Source organism: Brachybacterium sp. GCM10030267, assembly GCF_042666875.1.
Taxonomy (GTDB): domain Bacteria; phylum Actinomycetota; class Actinomycetes; order Actinomycetales; family Dermabacteraceae; genus Brachybacterium.
The window spans coordinates 312073-329265 of sequence record NZ_JBHTCX010000017.1 but is presented as its reverse complement, the minus strand read 5'-3'; the positions used below and the strand labels follow the sequence as shown (position 1 = coordinate 329265).

Sequence of the window (17193 nt, the reverse complement as noted above, 5' to 3'; positions counted from 1 at the left end):
CCCCGCACGTGCGTCGAAAGGCTCGTCACGGACCTCGGCTGCCGGTAGCTCGCGCACCGCCGGCTCCGCGGCCCACGACCCGTCGACGCTTCCTCTGCCGGTGCGCGCAGTGCGCTCCGGCTATCTGGCGATCGCCCGGATGGTCGGCGGTTTCATCCGCTCCATCGGTGTGGCGCGCTGGGAGGTCGCCCCCGAGCAGCGGCGCGACGGCTACGCCCTGTTCCTGATGCTCATCGCGACCCTGGTGGCCGTCGTCGAGTGGTGGCAGCTGGGCGGTCCTGTGTTCGGCGCGGTGCACACCGTGGTGGCCGGCACCTTCGGCATCTCCTCCATGGTGATCCCGCTGCTGGCGGCCGGCTGGGCGATCCGGATGTTCCGTCGCCCGGATCAGGTCCGGGCCAACTCGCGCATCGCGATCGGCATCGCGCTCCTGCTGGCCGCGATCTCGGCGATCGCCTCCGTCTCCGCGCGCATGCCGGCTCCGGCGGACGGGATCGACAACCTCGCTCGCGGAGGAGGAGTCCTCGGGTATCTGGCAGCAGCTCCGCTGGAGGCGCTGCTGCCCCCGGTCGCCGTCATCGTCATCCACTCCGTGGTGATCGCCTTCGGGATCCTGGTCCTGACCGCCACCCCCGTCGAGTCGATCCCCTCGCGCGTGCGCGATGTCTACGAGGTGATGGTCGGCCGCAGCGAGGAGGAGGACGCCGAACGCGTCGCCTTCGGCCTGCGCCCGCGCCGAGTCGATCCGGAGGTCCACGAGCAGGCGACCGAGGCTCAGCCCGCCGGGCGTCCGCGTCGCCGCAGCCGCAAGGAGAAGGCAGAGGCGGAGGCAGCGGGTCGTGACCACGAGAGCTTCGGTTACGCCGGGGACGAGGCGTTCGAGCAGGGAGTGACCGCCGAGGACGCCGCGGCGGCCACGGCGAAGAAGAAGCGCCGCGGAGCCGGCCGTGGCCGGGCCCCGGTCGACTCGACAGAGGTCTTCGACGTGGTGGAGGACGAGAACCACCGTGCCAAGACCTTCCCGGGGAAGGACGCGAAGGGCGCCCCTGACGCGACCACCCCGATGCCCGCCGGCGCCCCGGGTGCCGCCGCGGCGGCCGGCGCCACCAAGCCTGCCCGCAGCGCGGCCGCCTCCCGGCCCGCCGCGACGCAGCAGAAGCCGGAGAAGTCGGAGCCCGACCTGATCGAGCCGCCGATGGGCGACCTGCCCCGGGCGGGCGAGCAGCTCGAGCTCGCCGGCGACGTCGTCTACACCCTGCCCGAGTCCTCCTTCCTGACCGAAGGCCCGCCCCACAAGACGCGGTCCGAGGTCAACGACCAGGTCGTGGCCGCGCTCATGGAGGTCTTCGAGCAGTTCAACGTGAACGCCGAGGTCTCCGGCTTCTCCCGGGGACCGACGGTGACCCGGTACGAGATCGAGCTCGCTCCCGGCACCAAGGTCGAGAAGGTCACGGCACTCGACAAGAACATCTCCTATGCCGTGGCCAGTGCGGACGTGCGCATCCTCTCGCCGATCCCGGGCAAGAAGGCCATCGGCATCGAGATCCCCAACACGGACCGCGAGACGGTCGTCCTCGGCGACGTGCTGCGCAGCTCCGTCGCCCATCGCAACGAGCATCCGCTGGTGATGGGTGTGGGCAAGGACGTCGAGGGCGGCTACGTGGTCGCGAACCTCGCCAAGATGCCGCACCTGCTGGTCGCTGGTGCCACCGGTGCCGGTAAGTCCAGCTTCGTCAACTCGATGATCACCTCGATCCTCATGCGTGCCACTCCCGAAGAGGTACGCATGGTCCTGGTCGATCCCAAGCGTGTCGAGCTGACGATCTACGAGGGCATCCCGCACCTGATCACTCCGATCATCACCAACCCCAAGAAGGCCGCCGAAGCCCTGGAATGGGTGGTCAAGGAGATGGACGCCCGCTACGACGACCTCGCGACCTTCGGGTACAAGCACATCGATGACTTCAACAAGGCCGTCCGCGCCGGCGAGCTGACCCCGCCGCCGGGCAGCGAGCGCCGACTCGCGCCGTACCCGTACCTGCTGGTCGTCGTCGATGAGCTCGCCGACCTCATGATGGTCGCCCCGCGCGACGTCGAAGCGTCGATCCAGCGCATCACCCAGCTCGCCCGTGCGGCCGGCATCCACCTGATCCTGGCCACCCAGCGACCCTCGGTCGACGTCGTCACCGGCATCATCAAGGCCAACGTCCCCAGCCGCCTGGCCTTCGCCACCTCCTCTCTGCAGGACTCCCGGGTCATCCTCGACTCGGTGGGCGCGGAGAAGCTGATCGGTCAGGGCGACGCGCTGTTCCACCCGATGGGCAAGGCCAAGCCGATGCGTGTCCAGGGTGCGTGGGTCAACGAGTCGGAGATCCACAAGGTCGTCGACCACGTCAAGTCCCAGATGAAGCCCAACTACCGTGAGGACGTCACGGTGGTCGCGGCCAAGAAGCAGATCGACGACGACATCGGCGACGATCTCGATGTGCTGCTGCAGGCGGCGGAGCTCGTGGTCACCACGCAGTTCGGCTCCACCTCGATGCTGCAGCGGAAGCTGCGCGTGGGCTTCGCGAAGGCAGGCCGCCTGATGGATCTGCTGGAGTCCCGGGAGATCGTCGGCCCCTCCGAGGGATCCAAGGCCCGCGATGTGCTGGTCCATCCCGACGAGCTGGGGACGGCTCTGGCCCGTATCCGCGGGGAGGAGACCGCAGAGCCCGCCGCGGACGAGCCGTACGCTGCCGACCAGGCAGTCGAGCTCGAACCCGGTGCGGAGGGAGACCCAGCTGCCCCCGCAGCGGCCGGGATCGGCGACGGCGGGGACCGATACGCGGCAGATCCGCTGGCCGACGACGGCTCCGAGCCCGCCACCGAGTACTACGACGAGGATGGTGGGGACGGAGAGGACGCCTGGAGCCTCACGGGCCGCTGACCCGGCGGCCCCGGCCCGCCACCCCGCCGCGTCACCCGGCTCCGCCGGATGCCACCCGCCGCCCACCTCGCACAGCAGGAGCACCGATGACCACACCCCGCACGGATCCGGTCCCGCTCTGGAACATCGCGAACATCCTCACCATGGTGCGGTGCGCGATGGTGCCCCTGCTGGTGGTGCTCGCCGTGCTCTACCCCGAGTCGATCGGTGGGCGGCTGCTCGTGGCCGCGGTGTTCGTCCTGGCGATGATCACCGACTACCTCGACGGTCACCTCGCGCGCAGCCGGAACCTGATCACCGACTTCGGCAAGATCGTGGACCCGATCGCGGACAAGGCGATGACCGGGGCCGCGCTGATCATGCTCTCGGTGTGGGAGTACGTGCCGTGGTGGATGACGATCCTGATCCTGGTGCGCGAGATCGGGATCACCGTCATGCGGTTCACGATCCTCAAGTACGGCGCGCTGCCGGCCAATGCGGCCGGCAAGGCGAAGACCATGGTCCAGACCGTCGCCATCACCTTCTGCCTGATCCCGTTCGAGCTGTGGTGGCAGCCGGCTCGCTGGCTCGGCCTGGCCCTGGTGCTGCTGGCCGTCGTGCTGACCGTATGGTCCGGACTGGTGAATCTGAAGGACGGGCTGCGACTGCGCCGTGAGGCCCTCGCCGGCGGCCCGGGCCATGACGATGGCCTCTGACCCGGCCGTCGTCATCGCGCGGGCCGCTGAGCGGGGATGGACGATCGCCACGGCCGAGTCGTTGACCGCGGGAGCGGTCGTTGCGCGCCTGGTGGACGTCCCCGGCGCGAGCGCTGTGGTCGCCGGGGGAGCAGCCTGCTACTCCTACGACGCGAAGACGGCGGTGCTCGGCGTGGACGCCGGGCTGCTGCGCGAGACGGGAGCGGTGACCGCGCAGGTCGCGTCGGCGATGGCGGAGGGAGCGCTCGGGCTCTATGGCACGGACCTCGCGGTCGCGACCACGGGGGTCGCCGGGCCCGGCCCGGACGAGCGCGGCGTCGCGGAGGGCACCGTGGTCCTGGGCCTGGCTCGCCGCGGGGGCCGCACGCGAACGCGTGAACTGCATCTCAGCGGCGGAAGAGCGCGCATCCGGGCCGCGGCGGTCGAGGCGGCGCTCGATGAGCTGGCGGCCGAACTCGAGGACTGAGCGAATCCGCCGGTCAGCGCTATCGATCCGGCGCGGTGGCGCGGACGTCGCGCTCCCAGGTCCGCCATACACAATTCCCAGCGGGCGCTGGGAGCGAGGCCACTACACTCTGGGGAACACTCACGGGGGTGGCCGCGTTGTTCTGATCGTGATGACTTCGACGCACCGCACCCACGGGGTGCACCATCATCAGATCAACCAGAGGAACGGAGGCAAGGCCATGGTCCTTTTCCGTCAGGAGCTCGGGGACGTCCTGCGCGATGCGCGCCGTTCCCAGGGCCGAACGCTGCGGCAGGTGTCCTCCGATGCCCGTGTATCCCTGGGATATCTCAGCGAGATCGAGCGCGGCCAGAAGGAGGCCTCCAGCGAACTGCTGGTCTCCGTGACCGAGGCTCTCGGCCTCCCGCTGTCCTTCGTCCTGCGCGAGGTGTCCGACCGCTTCGCCGTCGCCGAGCGCGTCAGCATCCCCGACACCGTGCCCGAGGGTCTCGCCGACGACGCGGCCCCGCTGGTCGGCGCCCGCTGAGGTGCGGCGCAGCGAGTTCACGGAACTGGCCGATCACGTCTTCGGCCCGGTCCTGGCCCGCACCTACACACGCGACCTCGTGCTCGAGGAGACCGGCGGTCTGACCGCCGAGCAGGCCCTCGAGCGCGGGGTCGCGGTGCGTCTGGTGTGGACCGCTCTGTGCGACGCCATGGACGTTCCCGAGTCCCAGCGCTGGGAGGTCCCCGCCGAGCAGCGACGGCGCTGAGGCGGGCCTGATCCGGCGCTGATCCGTGACGGAGCGCGACACGCCGCGACACGACCGATCCTCTCGCGTGTTCGAACGCGTGTTCGGTATGGTGGTGATCGACGGTCTCCCCGGCACCATCCGCACGGTCGCGTCTTTCCTCCCCACTCCTCATCCGTCCACACGGACATCGGGGCGGCGGCGGATGTCGGGGCCGCCGCCTAGTGTGGCCGCAAGGTCAATACGTCGGCACTCCCGGCCCCTTGGAAGGAACGAAGCTCATGCCTGCACCGAAGACAGCCTCGAAGGATCGCGGCTCCTCGCTCGACAACGCCCTCGCCCAGATCGACCGCCAGTTCGGCAAGGGCTCGATCATGCGTCTGGGCGATGACACCAGGCCGCCGGTCGAGGTCATCCCCACCGGCTCCGTGGCCCTGGACGCCGCGCTCGGGGTCGGCGGCCTGCCCCGCGGCCGCATCGTCGAGATCTACGGCCCGGAGTCCTCCGGCAAGACCACGCTCGCCCTGCACGCGGTGGCCAACGCACAGCGCAACGGCGGCATCGCCGCGTTCATCGACGCCGAGCACGCGATGGATCCGGAGTACGCCAAGAAGCTGGGCGTGGACATCGACGCACTGCTGGTCTCCCAGCCGGACACCGGCGAGCAGGCCCTCGAGATCACCGACATGCTGATCCGCTCCGGCGCACTCGACATCGTGGTGATCGACTCCGTCGCGGCCCTCGTGCCCAAGGCCGAGATCGAGGGCGAGATGGGCGACTCGCATGTGGGTCTCCAGGCCCGCCTCATGTCCCAGGCGCTGCGCAAGCTCGCCGGCGCCCTGTCCTCCTCGGGCACCACCGCCATCTTCATCAACCAGCTGCGCGAGAAGATCGGCGTGTTCTTCGGCAGCCCCGAGACCACCACCGGCGGCAAGGCACTGAAGTTCTACGCCTCCGTGCGCATGGACATCCGGCGCATCGAGACGCTGAAGGCGGGCACCGATTCCGTGGGTAACCGCACCCGGGTCAAGATCGCCAAGAACAAGATGGCCCCGCCCTTCAAGCAGGCCGAGTTCGACATCCTCTACGGGGAGGGCATCTCCCGCGAAGGAGGGCTGATCGATCTCGGGGTCGAGCACGGCGTGGTCCGCAAGTCCGGGGCGTGGTTCACCTACGAAGGGGACCAGCTGGGGCAGGGCAAGGAGAACGCCCGCCAGTTCCTCAAGGACAACCCGGATCTCGCGGTGGAGATCGAGGAGAAGATCCTGCGCACCCTCGGTGTCGGGAAGTACGCCGCGGAACAGGCCGCACCCGAGGGCGAGGCGAGCGAGGCGCCTGCAGCCGCGCTCGGCGAGGATGAGTTCCTCGACGAGGACGTCCCCGCCACCATCTGATCGATGGCGCACCGTCACGGCATCAGGAGCGGCGCCGGCGACCCTCAGGGCGCCGGCGCCGCTCTCGTTGCGCAGAAAGATCCGGCCGAGGCGGCGGTGCGCGAGCGCCTTGAGCGCCGCACGCGCCAGATCCTCGACGCGCCCAGAAACGGCCCGGACCCGGAGGCCATCGAGCGTGAGAAGGCAGTCGTGCACGAGTGCCGCTATCTGATGCGGCTGCTGTCCATGCGCCGGCGATCGGCCGGGGAGCTGCGTGACCGCCTCGACCAGCGAGAGGTTCCCGCCGCGATCGCCCATGAGGTGATGGCCCGTATCGAGCGGGCCGGACTGCTCGATGACACCGCCTTCGCCCACGAATGGGTCCAGCAGCGCCGCACCCTGCGCGCACTGGGTGACGAGGCGCTGCGACGCGAGCTCGAGGACCGGCGCGTCGCCGCGGCGGACATCGACGCGGCGCTGGCCGCAGGAGAGAGCGACGAGGAGGCGCGGTGCCGAGACCTCGTGCGCTCGCGCCTGGGCGATCGCGACCGGGAACGGCTGCGCACCGAGAGGGACGGAAGCCACCGCCGTCGGTTGTCGAGGCGGCTGGACGCCCTGCTCACCCGCAAGGGCTACCCCGGTGACCTCGCGGTGCGAGTGATCGCCGGCGAGCTGCGTGCCGCCGCCGAGTAGCTGCGTGCCGCCGCCGAGTAGTACCGCGGGCCCGGTGGTACCGCGAGGAGACGTCGGCTCAGTCCGGGACCTCTGCCGCCCCGGTGACCCGCGCGGGAGCCTTCCGCGCCAGGCTGCTGCGGTGCTGAACCCACACTGCCACCCGTGACAGCGTGATGTTCAGCGCGATGTAGATGGCCGCGCCCACCGCGAGCAGCGGCAGGAGGTACGCCGCGTTGGTCAGGGCGTCCGAGACCCGGCTGACCCCTCGCAGCAGTTCGGCGTAGCCCACGATGTAGCCCAGCGAGGAATCCTTGACCAGCACCACGCCCTGAGCGATGAGCGAGGGCAGCATCATCCGCACGGCCTGAGGCAGTTGGATGTCGCGGTAGATGAGCATCGGGCCCATCCCCACCGACTGGGCCGCCTCCGTCTGTCCCTTGGGCAGGGCGGTGATGCCGGCCCGCAGGATCTCCGCGAAGACGGCGCTGTTGTACAGCACGAGCCCGAACACGACGGCCATCAGCGGCGTGGCCCCGGGCAGCACCAGGATGCCGAAGAACATCACCAGCACGACCGGCAGGCCGCGGAAGATCTCGATGATCCCGGTCGCCAGCCACCGCAGCGGAGCGATGGGGGAGGCTCGCACCGAGACCAGCACCACCGCCAGCAGGGCGGCCAGCGGCAGCGCTATCACCGCTGCCAGCAACGTATTGCCCAGCCCGCGGAAGATCGCCTGCCAGACATGGCGGGTCTCGAAGCCTGCGAAGTTCGTCGGGACGTCGACCAGTACGGCCCAGCGGTCGTCGAACACCCCATTGAGGTACAGGCGGTAGGCGAACAGGCCGGCGCCCACGAGCAGCACCACCGTGAGGATCCCGGAGATGAGGCGGGACCGCCGCCTCTCCGCAGGGCCGGCGACGTCGTACAGGACGGGTCCGGTCGTCATCGGGCGAACGCCACCTTCCGCTCGAGGTGTCCTGCCAGTTGGCCCAGCGGGATGCAGATGATCAGATAGCACGCGGCCACGCCGACCAGGATCGCGATGACATCGGCCGAGTAGACGTTGGTCAACCGGCGGGACATCGCGAACAGCTCCAGCACGCTGAAGGCCCCGGCGACCGACGTGTTCTTCACCAGAGCGATGAACACGCTGATCAGCGGCGGGATGGCGGTGCGGAAAGCCTGGGGGAGCACGACGATGCTCAGGTTCTGCGTGAACGACATGCCCAGCGATCGGGCCGCCTCGGCCTGGCCCACCGCGACCGAGTTGACGCCCGAGCGCACCGCCTCGGCGACGAAGGCCGAGGTGTAGCACGACAGCGCGATGACGGCTGCCGTCTTGTACCCGAACGTGAAGCCCATCGACGGGGTCACGAACACATAGAAGAAGAACACGATCGTCAGCGGCGTGTTCCGGAGAAACTCCGTGTACCCGGTGGCCAGGGCGCGCAGCGGAGCGTACGGGGAGACTCGCATTCCGGCGATGACGGTCCCGGCCACCAGCGAGATCAGGCCGGCGAGCACGGCCAGCGTCAGCGTCGTGCTGAAGGCGGTCCACAGCATGTCGCGTTCGATGACGAACGTATCCACGGGCAGCTCCTGGCAGGGGCGTCGGGCCGGCTCAGGACGAGCCGGCCCGACGGGGGACGAGGGGGGATCTGGGCGGTCGGGCGCTCAGTAGCGGTCGACCTCGGGCGGTTCGGGAGTCGGCAGCACGCTGCCTGCGGTCTCCTCCCAGGCGGTCTGCCAGGAGCCGTCCTCGTAGGCGGCCTCCAGCGTGTCGTTGAGGAAGCTGCGGAAGTCGTCATCGCCCAGCGCCAGGCCGATGCCGTAGGGCTCGTCGGTGAAGGTCTCTCCGTCGTTCACCAGTTTCAGGTTGTCCGGATCCTGCTCGACGAAGCCCGCCAGGATCACGTTGTCCGTGGTCACCGCCTCGACCTGACCGTTGGTGAGGGCCGTGACGCAGTTGGAGTACGTGTCGAAGGTCTGCAGCTCGGCGTCGGGGTGGTTGTCGCGGATGTACTGCGCCGGCGTGGATCCCTCCACGGAGGCGACCGTCTTGCCGGCCAGCGAGTCCTCCCCGGTGATGTCCTCGTTGTCGGCGAGGACCATCAGCGCCTGGCCGGCGACGTAGTACGGCCCGGCGAAGTCCACGACTTCCTTGCGCTCGTCGGTGATGGAGTAGGTCGCCACGACGATGTCGACCTGCCCGCCCTCGAGGAAGGGTTCACGGTTCGCGGAGACCGTCTCCCTCCATTCGATGTTCTCGGGATCGATGCCGAGGGCGCCGGCGACGATCTTGCCGATCTCGACGTCGAAGCCGACCGGATCGCCGTCGGGCCCGGCCTGGCCGAACAGGGGCTGGTCGAACTTGGTGCCGATGGTGATGCTGCCGGCCTCCGCGAGGGCGGCCATGGTCGAGCCCTCGGGGAAGTCACCGGCGGCGACGTCCTGGACCTCGGGCTCGCCGCCGCTCTCGCCGCTGCCGCCGCAGGCCGCCAGGGTGGCGGCGGCGACGGTGCCGGCCGTGCCGGTCAGGAAGAGGCGTCGGTTCAGGGACCTGCTCATGATGTTCTCCTTCGAAGGGGCGTGGGCGATGCGGTCAGTGGTCGAGGATCTTGCCCAGGAAGTCCCGGGCACGGTCGGTCTGGGGAGCGGAGAAGAACTCCTCGGGCGTACGGACCTCGAGGATGCGTCCGGCATCCATGAACACGACCCGGTCCGCGGTGCGGCGCGCGAAGCCCATCTCGTGGGTGACGACGATCATCGTCATGCCGTCCTGGGCCAGTCCCGTCATCACCTCGATGACCTCACTGATCATCTCGGGGTCGAGCGCCGACGTGGGCTCGTCGAAGAGCATCACCTTCGGGTTCATGGCCAGGGAGCGGGCGATGGCCACGCGCTGCTGCTGGCCACCGGAGAGCTGCGCGGGCAGCTTGTCGGCCTGATCGGCCACGCCCACCCGTTCCAGCAGCTCCATGCCGCTGCGCTCGGCCTCGCGTCGCGGGATGCCCTTGACCTTGATCGGCGCGACGGTGACGTTCTGGAGCACGGTCTTGTGCGCGAAGAGGTTGAACGCCTGGAAGACCATGCCGACCTCGGAACGCAGAGCCGCCAGCCCCGGCCCCGACGTGGGCAGGGCCTGGCCATCGATGCGGATCTCGCCGGCGTCGATGGTCTCGAGGCGATTGATGGTGCGGCACAGCGTCGACTTGCCGGAGCCCGACGGGCCGAGCACCACCACCACCTCGCCGGCGGAGACCTCGAGATCGATGTCCTGGAGGACATGCAGGTCACCGAAATGCTTCTGGACACCCGAGAGGGAGACGAGGCTTTGCGTCGACGGCCGTCCCGCCGCAACTCCGGGGCTGATCTGAGTCATACGCGCACGCTATGGCACAGCTGCGCCTGCTCCCTGCCGCCCGGCCGCACCGTCACGACTTTGTGACCTTCTCAGAGCGTGTGAGAGCGGGTGAAGGTGCTGGTGAGGGCTGTCGGATGAGGCCGGGCGGGCCCATGGCCGGCGTGCGGGGTGCAGCCCGTGGCGCCCGGGCGGGCGGAGCCCGTGGCGCGCGGGCGGGCAGAGCACAGCGCGGCCGTGTCCGCCGTACCCTGGTGCCACTATGTCGCTCAGTGTCTCCAGCTCTCTCGCTTCGCAGCCCGACGCATCCGCCGCGCCGTCCCCGCACGGGGCCGGCGGCGCGACCCCCGGTGAGCCGCGCGGCACCTACCAGGTGCGCACCTTCGGCTGCCAGATGAACGTCCACGACTCGGAGCGCCTGACCGGCATGCTCGAGGACGCCGGCTATGTCGCCGCGCGCCCCGGAGCCGAGCCCCGTCGCGGCGAGGTCGACGTGGTCGTGTTCAACACCTGTGCGGTGCGCGAGAACGCGGATAACAAGCTCTACGGGACCCTCGGGGCCCTGCGTCCCGGCAAGGACGCCAATCCCGGCATGCAGATCGCCGTCGGCGGGTGCCTCGCGCAGAAGGACCGCGCCGCCATCGTCGAGCGCGCCCCCTGGGTCGACGTCGTCTTCGGCACCCACAACATCGGCTCCCTGCCGGTGCTGCTGGACCGCGCCCAGCACAACCGCGAGGCGCAGGTCGAGATCCTCGACTCGCTCGAGACCTTCCCCTCGACGCTGCCCACCAAGCGCGAATCCTCCTACGCGGCATGGGTCTCCATCAGCGTCGGCTGCAACAACACCTGCACGTTCTGCATCGTGCCCTCGCTGCGCGGCACGGAGAAGGACCGCCGGCCCGGAGAGATCCTCGCCGAGGTCCGTGACGTGGTCGCCGCCGGCGCCAACGAGGTGACGCTGCTGGGTCAGAACGTGAACTCCTACGGGGTCGAGTTCGGAGACCGTGGCGCCTTCGCGAAGCTCCTGCGAGCCTGCGGCGACATCGATGGTCTGGAACGGGTCCGGTTCACCTCGCCGCACCCCGCGATGTTCACCGACGACGTCATCGAGGCGATGGCCGAGACGCCGAACGTCATGCCGCAGCTGCACATGCCGCTCCAGTCCGGGTCCGACGCCGTGCTGCGGCGGATGAAGCGCTCCTACCGCTCCAAGAAGTTCCTCGGCATCCTGGACCGGGTGCGCGAGCAGATCCCCGAGGCCGCCATCACCACCGACATCATCGTCGGCTTCCCCGGCGAGACCGAGGAGGACTTCCAGGCCACCCTCGATGTGGTCGAGTCCTCGCGCTTCTCCAGCGCCTTCACCTTCCAGTACTCGATCCGCCCGGGCACGCCGGCGGCGACCATGGAGGACCAGGTGCCCAAGGAGGTCGTCCAGGAGCGCTACGAACGGCTGACGGCGCTCCAGGACCGCATCACCTACGAGGAGAACCAGAAGCTCGAAGGCAGTGTCGTGGAGGTGCTCGTGGCCGAGGGCGAAGGCGACCGCGACGAGCACACCCAGCGCATCTCCGGACGCGCCCGCGACCATCGCCTGGTCCACCTCTCCCTGCCGCAGGGGCTGCCGGCGGATTCTCGTCCCCGACCGGGAGACCTGGTCACCGCGACCGTCACCCGTGCCGCCCCGCACTACCTGATCGCGGACAGCGCGCTGGCCGCCGCCCCGGGGACGGAGCCCTCGCCCGAACAGTTCTCGGTGCGACGCACCCGTTCCGGCGACGCCTGGGAGGCCGGGGTGCAGGGTCTGGATACGGGCTCAGCCTGCGGCACCGGCCACGGCGGCGGGTCCGAGGGGCCCGTCACCCTCGGGATGCCGAGCCTGCGCACGCCCTGAGCGGGGAAGCCTCAGCTGTCGAGCTCGTCCAGCTCCGCCCCGAGGCGCTCCTCGAGGCTGCGGAAGAAGGCGATCACGGTGCTGAGGCCGCACTTGATGGCGCTGTCGAGCTGGGAGTCCAGCGCGCCGGCCCGGAAATCCGCGGCCAGCTCGCCGTACACGCCGAGCAGTCCCTCGGACTCCCGGCGCACGTAGACCTTGGGCCAGATCCGGTTCATGTTCCACTCGTTGCAGAGCTTGATCATCTCGACCTTGCGGGAGATGTCCACGGAGTGGCTCCAGCGGCCGCGGGTCTGCAGGACGCCATGGTCCTCGCCGGAGAGCATGAACTGGAACCGGTAGTCATCGAAGCGGGCGCGGAGGATCTCCGGGTGCTCCTCGTCCTCGACGAACGCATACCCGTGCCGCGTCAGGCACTCCTCGACCCTCTTGAGGGACATCGGGGCCAGAGAATCGGTCGAGTCCGTCAGTTCGGGGGACTCGTGCGGTGCAGTCACTTCCAACCTCGGACAGTGCTCTAGGAGATGCGGATCGGCCCGGGGCCCGGACCGCCGCACACATTACTCCCTCCAACCGGATCCTGAACTGGGCGCCGGCCGTGATTCCGCTGACTGCGAGCAACGCCGCAGGCTAAGGTGCCGAGCATGGATTCCGAGCCTCATGCGCGCCGCGCCCCGGAGCAGGCGCGGACCGGGCCTCCTCCCGGACGTGAGGAGGACGGGGAGGCGGGCGTGGCCGATGCGATCGAGGCGCCGCTGATCGCGATCGTGGGCGCCACCGCCACGGGGAAGTCAGATCTCGCCATCGCCCTGGCCCGCCGCCTCGGCGGCGAGGTGGTCAACGCCGACGCCCTCCAGTTCTACCGCGGCATGGACATCGGCACCGCGAAGGTGCCGCCAGGGGAGCGGGACGGCGTCCCCCATCATCTGCTGGACGTGCTCGAGGTGACCGAAGAGGCGAGCGTCTCCGCGTATCAGCAGCAGGCCCGTGCCGCCATCGCGCACATCCGCGCCCGGGGGCGGGTCCCGATCCTGGTCGGCGGCTCCGGTCTCTACGTGCGGGCCGTGCTGGACGACATCGAGTTCCCCCCGACGGACGCCGCCCTCCGCGCGCGACTGGAGGCGCGCGCTGTGGAGATCGGCCCGCGCGCCCTGCATGATGAGCTGGCACGGACCGACCCCGAGGCGGCCGACGTGATCGGACCCCAGGACACCCGTCGGATCGTGCGGGCGCTGGAGGTCGGCGAACTCACCGGCCGACCCTTCACGGCGTTCCTGCCCCGGCCGCACTACGCGGACCCCCGCACCCTGCAGATCGGGCTGCGCCTGGACCGGACCGAGCTGCACGAGCGCATCGCACGACGGGTCGAGGTGATGGTGGAGCGCGGGCTGCTCGAGGAGATCCGGGGGCTGCGGGAGCGCGGGCTCGACCGGGGCCTGACAGCGCGCCGCGCGATCGGCTACGAACAGGGCCTGGCCGTGCTCGACGGCGCGATGACCTGCCAGGAGGCCATCGAGGCCACCGTCGTCGGAACCCGCCGGCTGGTGCGCAAACAGGACACCTGGTTCCGCCGGGACGCGCGGGTGCAGTGGATCGATGCCCCCGCAGGCGGCGGAACCGGCGACCTCGAGCGCGCGCTCGCTCGCGCCATGACCGTGATCGAGACCGCGCGGGCCGGGAGCGAGGCGCCGATCACGGCACCGCAGGACGAAGAGACATAGGCTCGGACCATGACCGAGAGCATGCGATTCACCAAGGGGCACGGGACCGAGAACGATTTCGTGCTCCTGGACGACCCCGAGGGCGAGCTGGACCTGGACCCGGCGACCGTCGCCGCGCTGTGCGATCGCCGCTCCGGCGTCGGCGCCGACGGGGTGATCCGCGCCGTCCGCACGCAGCGGGCCGGCATCGACGCTCCCGGCGACGCCCCGGAGTGGTTCATGGACTACCGCAACGCCGACGGATCGACCGCCGAGATGTGCGGCAACGGCGTGCGCGTGCTCGCCGCGCATCTGCAGCGCGCCGCCCACGTCCAGGAGGACCGCTTCGAGATCTGGACCCGGTCCGGACTCCGCACCATCGAGATCCTGGCGCACCCGGACGCCGGTTCCCCGAGCTGGTCCGTGCGCGTGGGGATGGGGCCGAGCAGGATCGGCGAGGACTCGCGCACCGTCGAGATCGCGGGGCGCGCACTGGCCGCGACCGACGTGGACATGGGCAATCCCCACGCCGTCGCCTTCCTCCCCGCCGAGCTGGCCCTCGACGAGCTCGACCTCTCCCGTCGGCCGGTCCTCGACCCCGAGCCCGCCGACGGCGCCAACATCGAGCTGGTCTCCGAGCGCGGGGAGCGCCACGTGGCGATGCGGGTGTTCGAACGCGGCGTGGGCGAGACCCGCTCGTGCGGGACCGGCGTCGCCGCCGTCGCGGTCGCCGCGGCGCTGCGCGCCGGGGACGGCTCGCGGCAGCCGTGGCGAGTGGACGTACCCGGCGGCACCCTGCAGGTGGGCTGGACCGGGGTCGGCGAGGTCACGCTGACAGGACCGGCCGTGCTGGTGGCCGACGGCGTCACGCTGATCTGAGAAGGCCGACGCTGCCCGGGACCGGTGACCGGGGGGCTCAGCGGGCCGGGCCGACCTCCAGGACCCGGAACCCCTTCGCACTGGCCACCTTCGCGACCTCCCGCGCGCTCAGCTGCTGGTCGAGCCAGCGGGCGAGCGGGTCAGCGCCCAGATTCTTGCCGACGACGAGAGCGGCCGTCCCGTGCGGTGACAGCCTCGCCGTCCACGTCAGCAGCAGCTCGTGCAGAGCCTGTTTGCCGATCCTGATCGGCGGGTTCGACCAGATCGCATCCAGTGCGATGTCCTCCGGGAACTCCTCCGGTGCGACCACTCGCACGTTCTCCAGTCCCAGCCCGTCGGCGTTCTCGGCGGTCAGCTGCCGTGCACGCTCACTGACGTCCACGGCCCACACCTCCGCATCGGGCCGCAGCAGGGCCGCGGTCAGCGCGATCGGACCCCACCCGCATCCCAGATCGAGGATCCTCGCCCCCGGTGGCGGCTCCGTGATCTCGTCGAGGCGGTCCAGCAGGACGGCGGTCGCCTTGTCCAGGCCATGGCCGCTGAACACCGAGGCGCTCGAGACGAGCTCGAGATCACGACCGGCCAGACGCACACGCAGCGGGAAGCGTCGGTCCTCGGACGCGGGGGAGGGGGTGAAGTAGTGCTCGTCCACCCCAGCAGGATACGGATCTCGCCGTCGGCGCAGCGCCCGGGGCAGGTGCGGCGGAGGAGGCGCCGGCTCCCTGCGGACCCTGGGCCTGAGCTGCCCGCAGGGCGGGGGCATGGGCTCCCTGCGGACCGGATGGTCGTGATCCCCGATGCGCCCTGGGCAAAATCTCTCGACCGCGATGGCCGGGCGTGGGATTCTGGAGAAACCACGTTGTCCCACCCGAGGAGTGCCCCGATCGTGCCCATTGCTTTCCATCCAGAACCCGAATCCGACACGGACGTCGACGGGACCACCATGGGAAGGCCCGGGGCCGAGGACCGCACCGCCAACTCCACCGGCCCGGCGACGCCCTCCCCGGCGTCCCCTCACCGGGACCCGCTGACCGAGCGGATCCTCTCCCGCGGCGAGGCCGCGGCCCCGTCGGCCGGCTTCACCTCCGACGCCGACGGCGAACAGCTCGATCTCGCCGACCGTCAGGCCCTGCGGCGCGTGGCGGGACTGTCGACCGAGCTCGAGGACGTCACCGAGGTCGAGTACCGCCAGCTGCGCCTGGAGCGCGTGGTGCTGGCCGGCCTCTACACCTCGGGCAACGCCGAGGAGGCGGAGACCAGCCTGCACGAGCTGGCGGCGCTCGCCGAGACCGCCGGCTCCGAGGTGCTCGACGGGATCCTGCAGCGCCGAGCCCATCCTGACCCGGCCACCTTCCTCGGCCGCGGCAAGGCCGCCGAGCTCGCCGACATCGTGACGGCCACCGGGGCGGACACCGTGATCGCCGACGGCGAGCTCGCTCCCGGCCAGCGCCGCGCGCTCGAGGACATCATCAAGGTCAAGGTCATCGACCGCACCGCGCTGATCCTGGACATCTTCGCCCAGCACGCCCGCTCCCGCGAGGGCAAGGCACAGGTCGAGCTGGCCCAGCTCGAGTACCTGCTCCCGCGGCTCCGCGGCTGGGGCGAATCGATGTCCCGGCAGGCCGGCGGCCGTGTCGCCGCGGGCGGCGCGGGGATGGGGTCGCGCGGTCCCGGTGAGACGAAGATCGAACTCGACCGGCGGCGCATCCGCGACCGCATGTCCAAACTGCGCCGCGAGATCCGCGCGATGAAGCCGGGCCGAGACGCCCAGCGCGCCGACCGCAAGCGCAACCAGGTCCCCGCCGTGGCGATCGCCGGATACACCAATGCCGGCAAGTCCTCGCTGCTGAACCGGCTCACCGGCGCCGGGGCGCTGGTCGAGAACGCCCTGTTCGCGACCCTGGACCCGACGGTGCGGCGCTCGGCCACGCCGGACGGTCGCGAATTCACCTACGCCGACACCGTCGGCTTCGTGCGGCACCTGCCCACGCAGCTGATCGAAGCGTTCCGCTCCACGCTCGAGGAGGTCGGCGACGCCGATCTGCTGCTGCATGTGGTCGATGCCTCCCACCCCGATCCCGAGGGTCAGATCCGGGCCGTGCGCACGGTCCTCGGGGAGCTGGAGGGCTTCGACGTCCCCGAGATCGTGGTGCTGAACAAGGCCGACATCGCCGAGCCGGAGACCATCGCCCGCCTGCGCAGCGTGGTGGGGGATTCCGTCGTGGTCTCCGCGCGCACCGGGATGGGGATCGAGGAGCTGCGCGAGCGGATCGCCGAGCGACTGCCCCGCCCCGCGGTCGAGGTCGACGTGCTCGTGCCCTACTTCCGGGGAGACCTCGTCTCCAGGGTCCACACCACGGGAGAGGTGCTCTCCGAGGAGCACCTCATGGAGGGCACGAAGCTGCATGCCCGCGTGGATGAGGCGCTCGCTGCAGAGCTCAACGGCGCGGCCTGAGCCGTCCTCGGATCCGGCGTGGATACGCTGGAGAG

At 70.4% G+C, this 17193-nt stretch carries 17 protein-coding genes; 11 read left to right on the top strand and 6 right to left on the bottom strand.

Annotated elements, in window-relative coordinates:
- The first annotated feature begins 100 nt into the window (after window positions 1-100).
- The 7 genes from ACFQS2_RS16030 to ACFQS2_RS16000 all read left to right on the top strand — a co-directional run bounded on the left by ACFQS2_RS16030 (window position 101) and on the right by ACFQS2_RS16000 (window position 6887).
- Window positions 101-2929 carry a DNA translocase FtsK 4TM domain-containing protein gene (locus ACFQS2_RS16030; RefSeq protein WP_377794401.1) on the top strand — a complete coding sequence of 943 codons (2829 nt, stop codon included), beginning with the start codon at window positions 101-103 and terminating at the stop codon, window positions 2927-2929.
- An 86-nt stretch (window positions 2930-3015) separates the two neighbouring features.
- A complete protein-coding gene (gene pgsA, locus ACFQS2_RS16025) occupies window positions 3016-3624 on the top strand; it encodes a CDP-diacylglycerol--glycerol-3-phosphate 3-phosphatidyltransferase (RefSeq protein ID WP_377794400.1) in 609 nt (202 codons plus the stop codon).
- Entirely contained in the window at window positions 3608-4090 is a 483-nt protein-coding gene (locus tag ACFQS2_RS16020) for a CinA family protein (RefSeq protein WP_377794399.1), read from the top strand. Before pgsA ends, ACFQS2_RS16020 begins: the two co-directional genes overlap by 17 nt.
- 220 nt (window positions 4091-4310) lie before the next feature.
- Entirely contained in the window at window positions 4311-4616 is a 306-nt protein-coding gene (locus ACFQS2_RS16015) for a helix-turn-helix domain-containing protein (RefSeq protein ID WP_377020422.1), read from the top strand.
- A gap of 1 nt (window position 4617) precedes the next feature.
- A complete protein-coding gene (locus ACFQS2_RS16010; protein ID WP_377020401.1) occupies window positions 4618-4842 on the top strand; it encodes a DUF3046 domain-containing protein in 225 nt (74 codons plus the stop codon).
- A 260-nt stretch (window positions 4843-5102) separates the two neighbouring features.
- Window positions 5103-6215, top strand: coding sequence for a recombinase RecA (gene recA, locus ACFQS2_RS16005; protein ID WP_377020402.1), 1113 nt, complete (start codon window positions 5103-5105; stop codon window positions 6213-6215).
- Window positions 6216-6218: 3 nt separating this feature from the next.
- Entirely contained in the window at window positions 6219-6887 is a 669-nt protein-coding gene (locus ACFQS2_RS16000) for a regulatory protein RecX (protein ID WP_377794398.1), read from the top strand.
- A 58-nt stretch (window positions 6888-6945) separates the two neighbouring features.
- Here the strand turns inward: ACFQS2_RS16000 and ACFQS2_RS15995 are convergent, their stop codons facing one another.
- The 4 genes from ACFQS2_RS15995 to ACFQS2_RS15980 all read right to left on the bottom strand — a co-directional run bounded on the left by ACFQS2_RS15995 (window position 6946) and on the right by ACFQS2_RS15980 (window position 10251).
- The gene (locus ACFQS2_RS15995; RefSeq protein WP_377794397.1) at window positions 6946-7815 is read right to left on the bottom strand and encodes an amino acid ABC transporter permease; all 870 of its coding nucleotides are present in this window, start codon (window positions 7813-7815) and stop codon (window positions 6946-6948) included.
- Window positions 7812-8459: an amino acid ABC transporter permease gene (locus ACFQS2_RS15990; RefSeq protein ID WP_377020405.1), complete on the bottom strand. Its 648-nt coding sequence runs from the start codon at window positions 8457-8459 to the stop codon at window positions 7812-7814. The genes ACFQS2_RS15995 and ACFQS2_RS15990 overlap by 4 nt, the downstream gene beginning before the upstream one ends.
- An 84-nt stretch (window positions 8460-8543) precedes the next feature.
- Window positions 8544-9437, bottom strand: a complete 894-nt coding sequence (locus tag ACFQS2_RS15985) for a transporter substrate-binding domain-containing protein (protein ID WP_377020406.1) — start codon at window positions 9435-9437, stop codon at window positions 8544-8546.
- A gap of 34 nt (window positions 9438-9471) precedes the next feature.
- Window positions 9472-10251, bottom strand: coding sequence for an amino acid ABC transporter ATP-binding protein (locus tag ACFQS2_RS15980; protein WP_377020407.1), 780 nt, complete (start codon window positions 10249-10251; stop codon window positions 9472-9474).
- Window positions 10252-10492: 241 nt separating this feature from the next.
- On the opposite strand from ACFQS2_RS15980, the gene miaB reads away from it, so the two are divergent.
- Window positions 10493-12124 carry a tRNA (N6-isopentenyl adenosine(37)-C2)-methylthiotransferase MiaB gene (gene miaB, locus ACFQS2_RS15975; protein WP_377794396.1) on the top strand — a complete coding sequence of 544 codons (1632 nt, stop codon included), beginning with the start codon at window positions 10493-10495 and terminating at the stop codon, window positions 12122-12124.
- A gap of 11 nt (window positions 12125-12135) precedes the next feature.
- Here miaB and ACFQS2_RS15970 read toward each other — a convergent pair whose 3' ends face one another.
- Window positions 12136-12621, bottom strand: coding sequence for a YbjN domain-containing protein (locus tag ACFQS2_RS15970; protein WP_377020409.1), 486 nt, complete (start codon window positions 12619-12621; stop codon window positions 12136-12138).
- A 147-nt stretch (window positions 12622-12768) separates the two neighbouring features.
- Here ACFQS2_RS15970 and miaA point away from each other — a divergent pair, with 147 nt between their 5' ends.
- Entirely contained in the window at window positions 12769-13845 is a 1077-nt protein-coding gene (gene miaA / locus ACFQS2_RS15965; RefSeq protein WP_377794395.1) for a tRNA (adenosine(37)-N6)-dimethylallyltransferase MiaA, read from the top strand.
- A gap of 9 nt (window positions 13846-13854) precedes the next feature.
- Window positions 13855-14703 (top strand): diaminopimelate epimerase, encoded by an 849-nt coding sequence (gene dapF / locus ACFQS2_RS15960; RefSeq protein ID WP_377020411.1) that lies wholly within the window; start codon window positions 13855-13857, stop codon window positions 14701-14703.
- Window positions 14704-14740: 37 nt separating this feature from the next.
- Here the strand turns inward: dapF and ACFQS2_RS15955 are convergent, their stop codons facing one another.
- On the bottom strand, window positions 14741-15355 hold the full coding sequence (locus ACFQS2_RS15955) for a class I SAM-dependent methyltransferase (protein WP_377794394.1): 615 nt from the start codon (window positions 15353-15355) through the stop codon (window positions 14741-14743).
- Between the two features lie 234 nt (window positions 15356-15589).
- Here ACFQS2_RS15955 and hflX point away from each other — a divergent pair, with 234 nt between their 5' ends.
- Window positions 15590-17158: a GTPase HflX gene (hflX, locus tag ACFQS2_RS15950; RefSeq protein WP_377794393.1), complete on the top strand. Its 1569-nt coding sequence runs from the start codon at window positions 15590-15592 to the stop codon at window positions 17156-17158.
- Window positions 17159-17193: the final 35 nt, after the last annotated feature.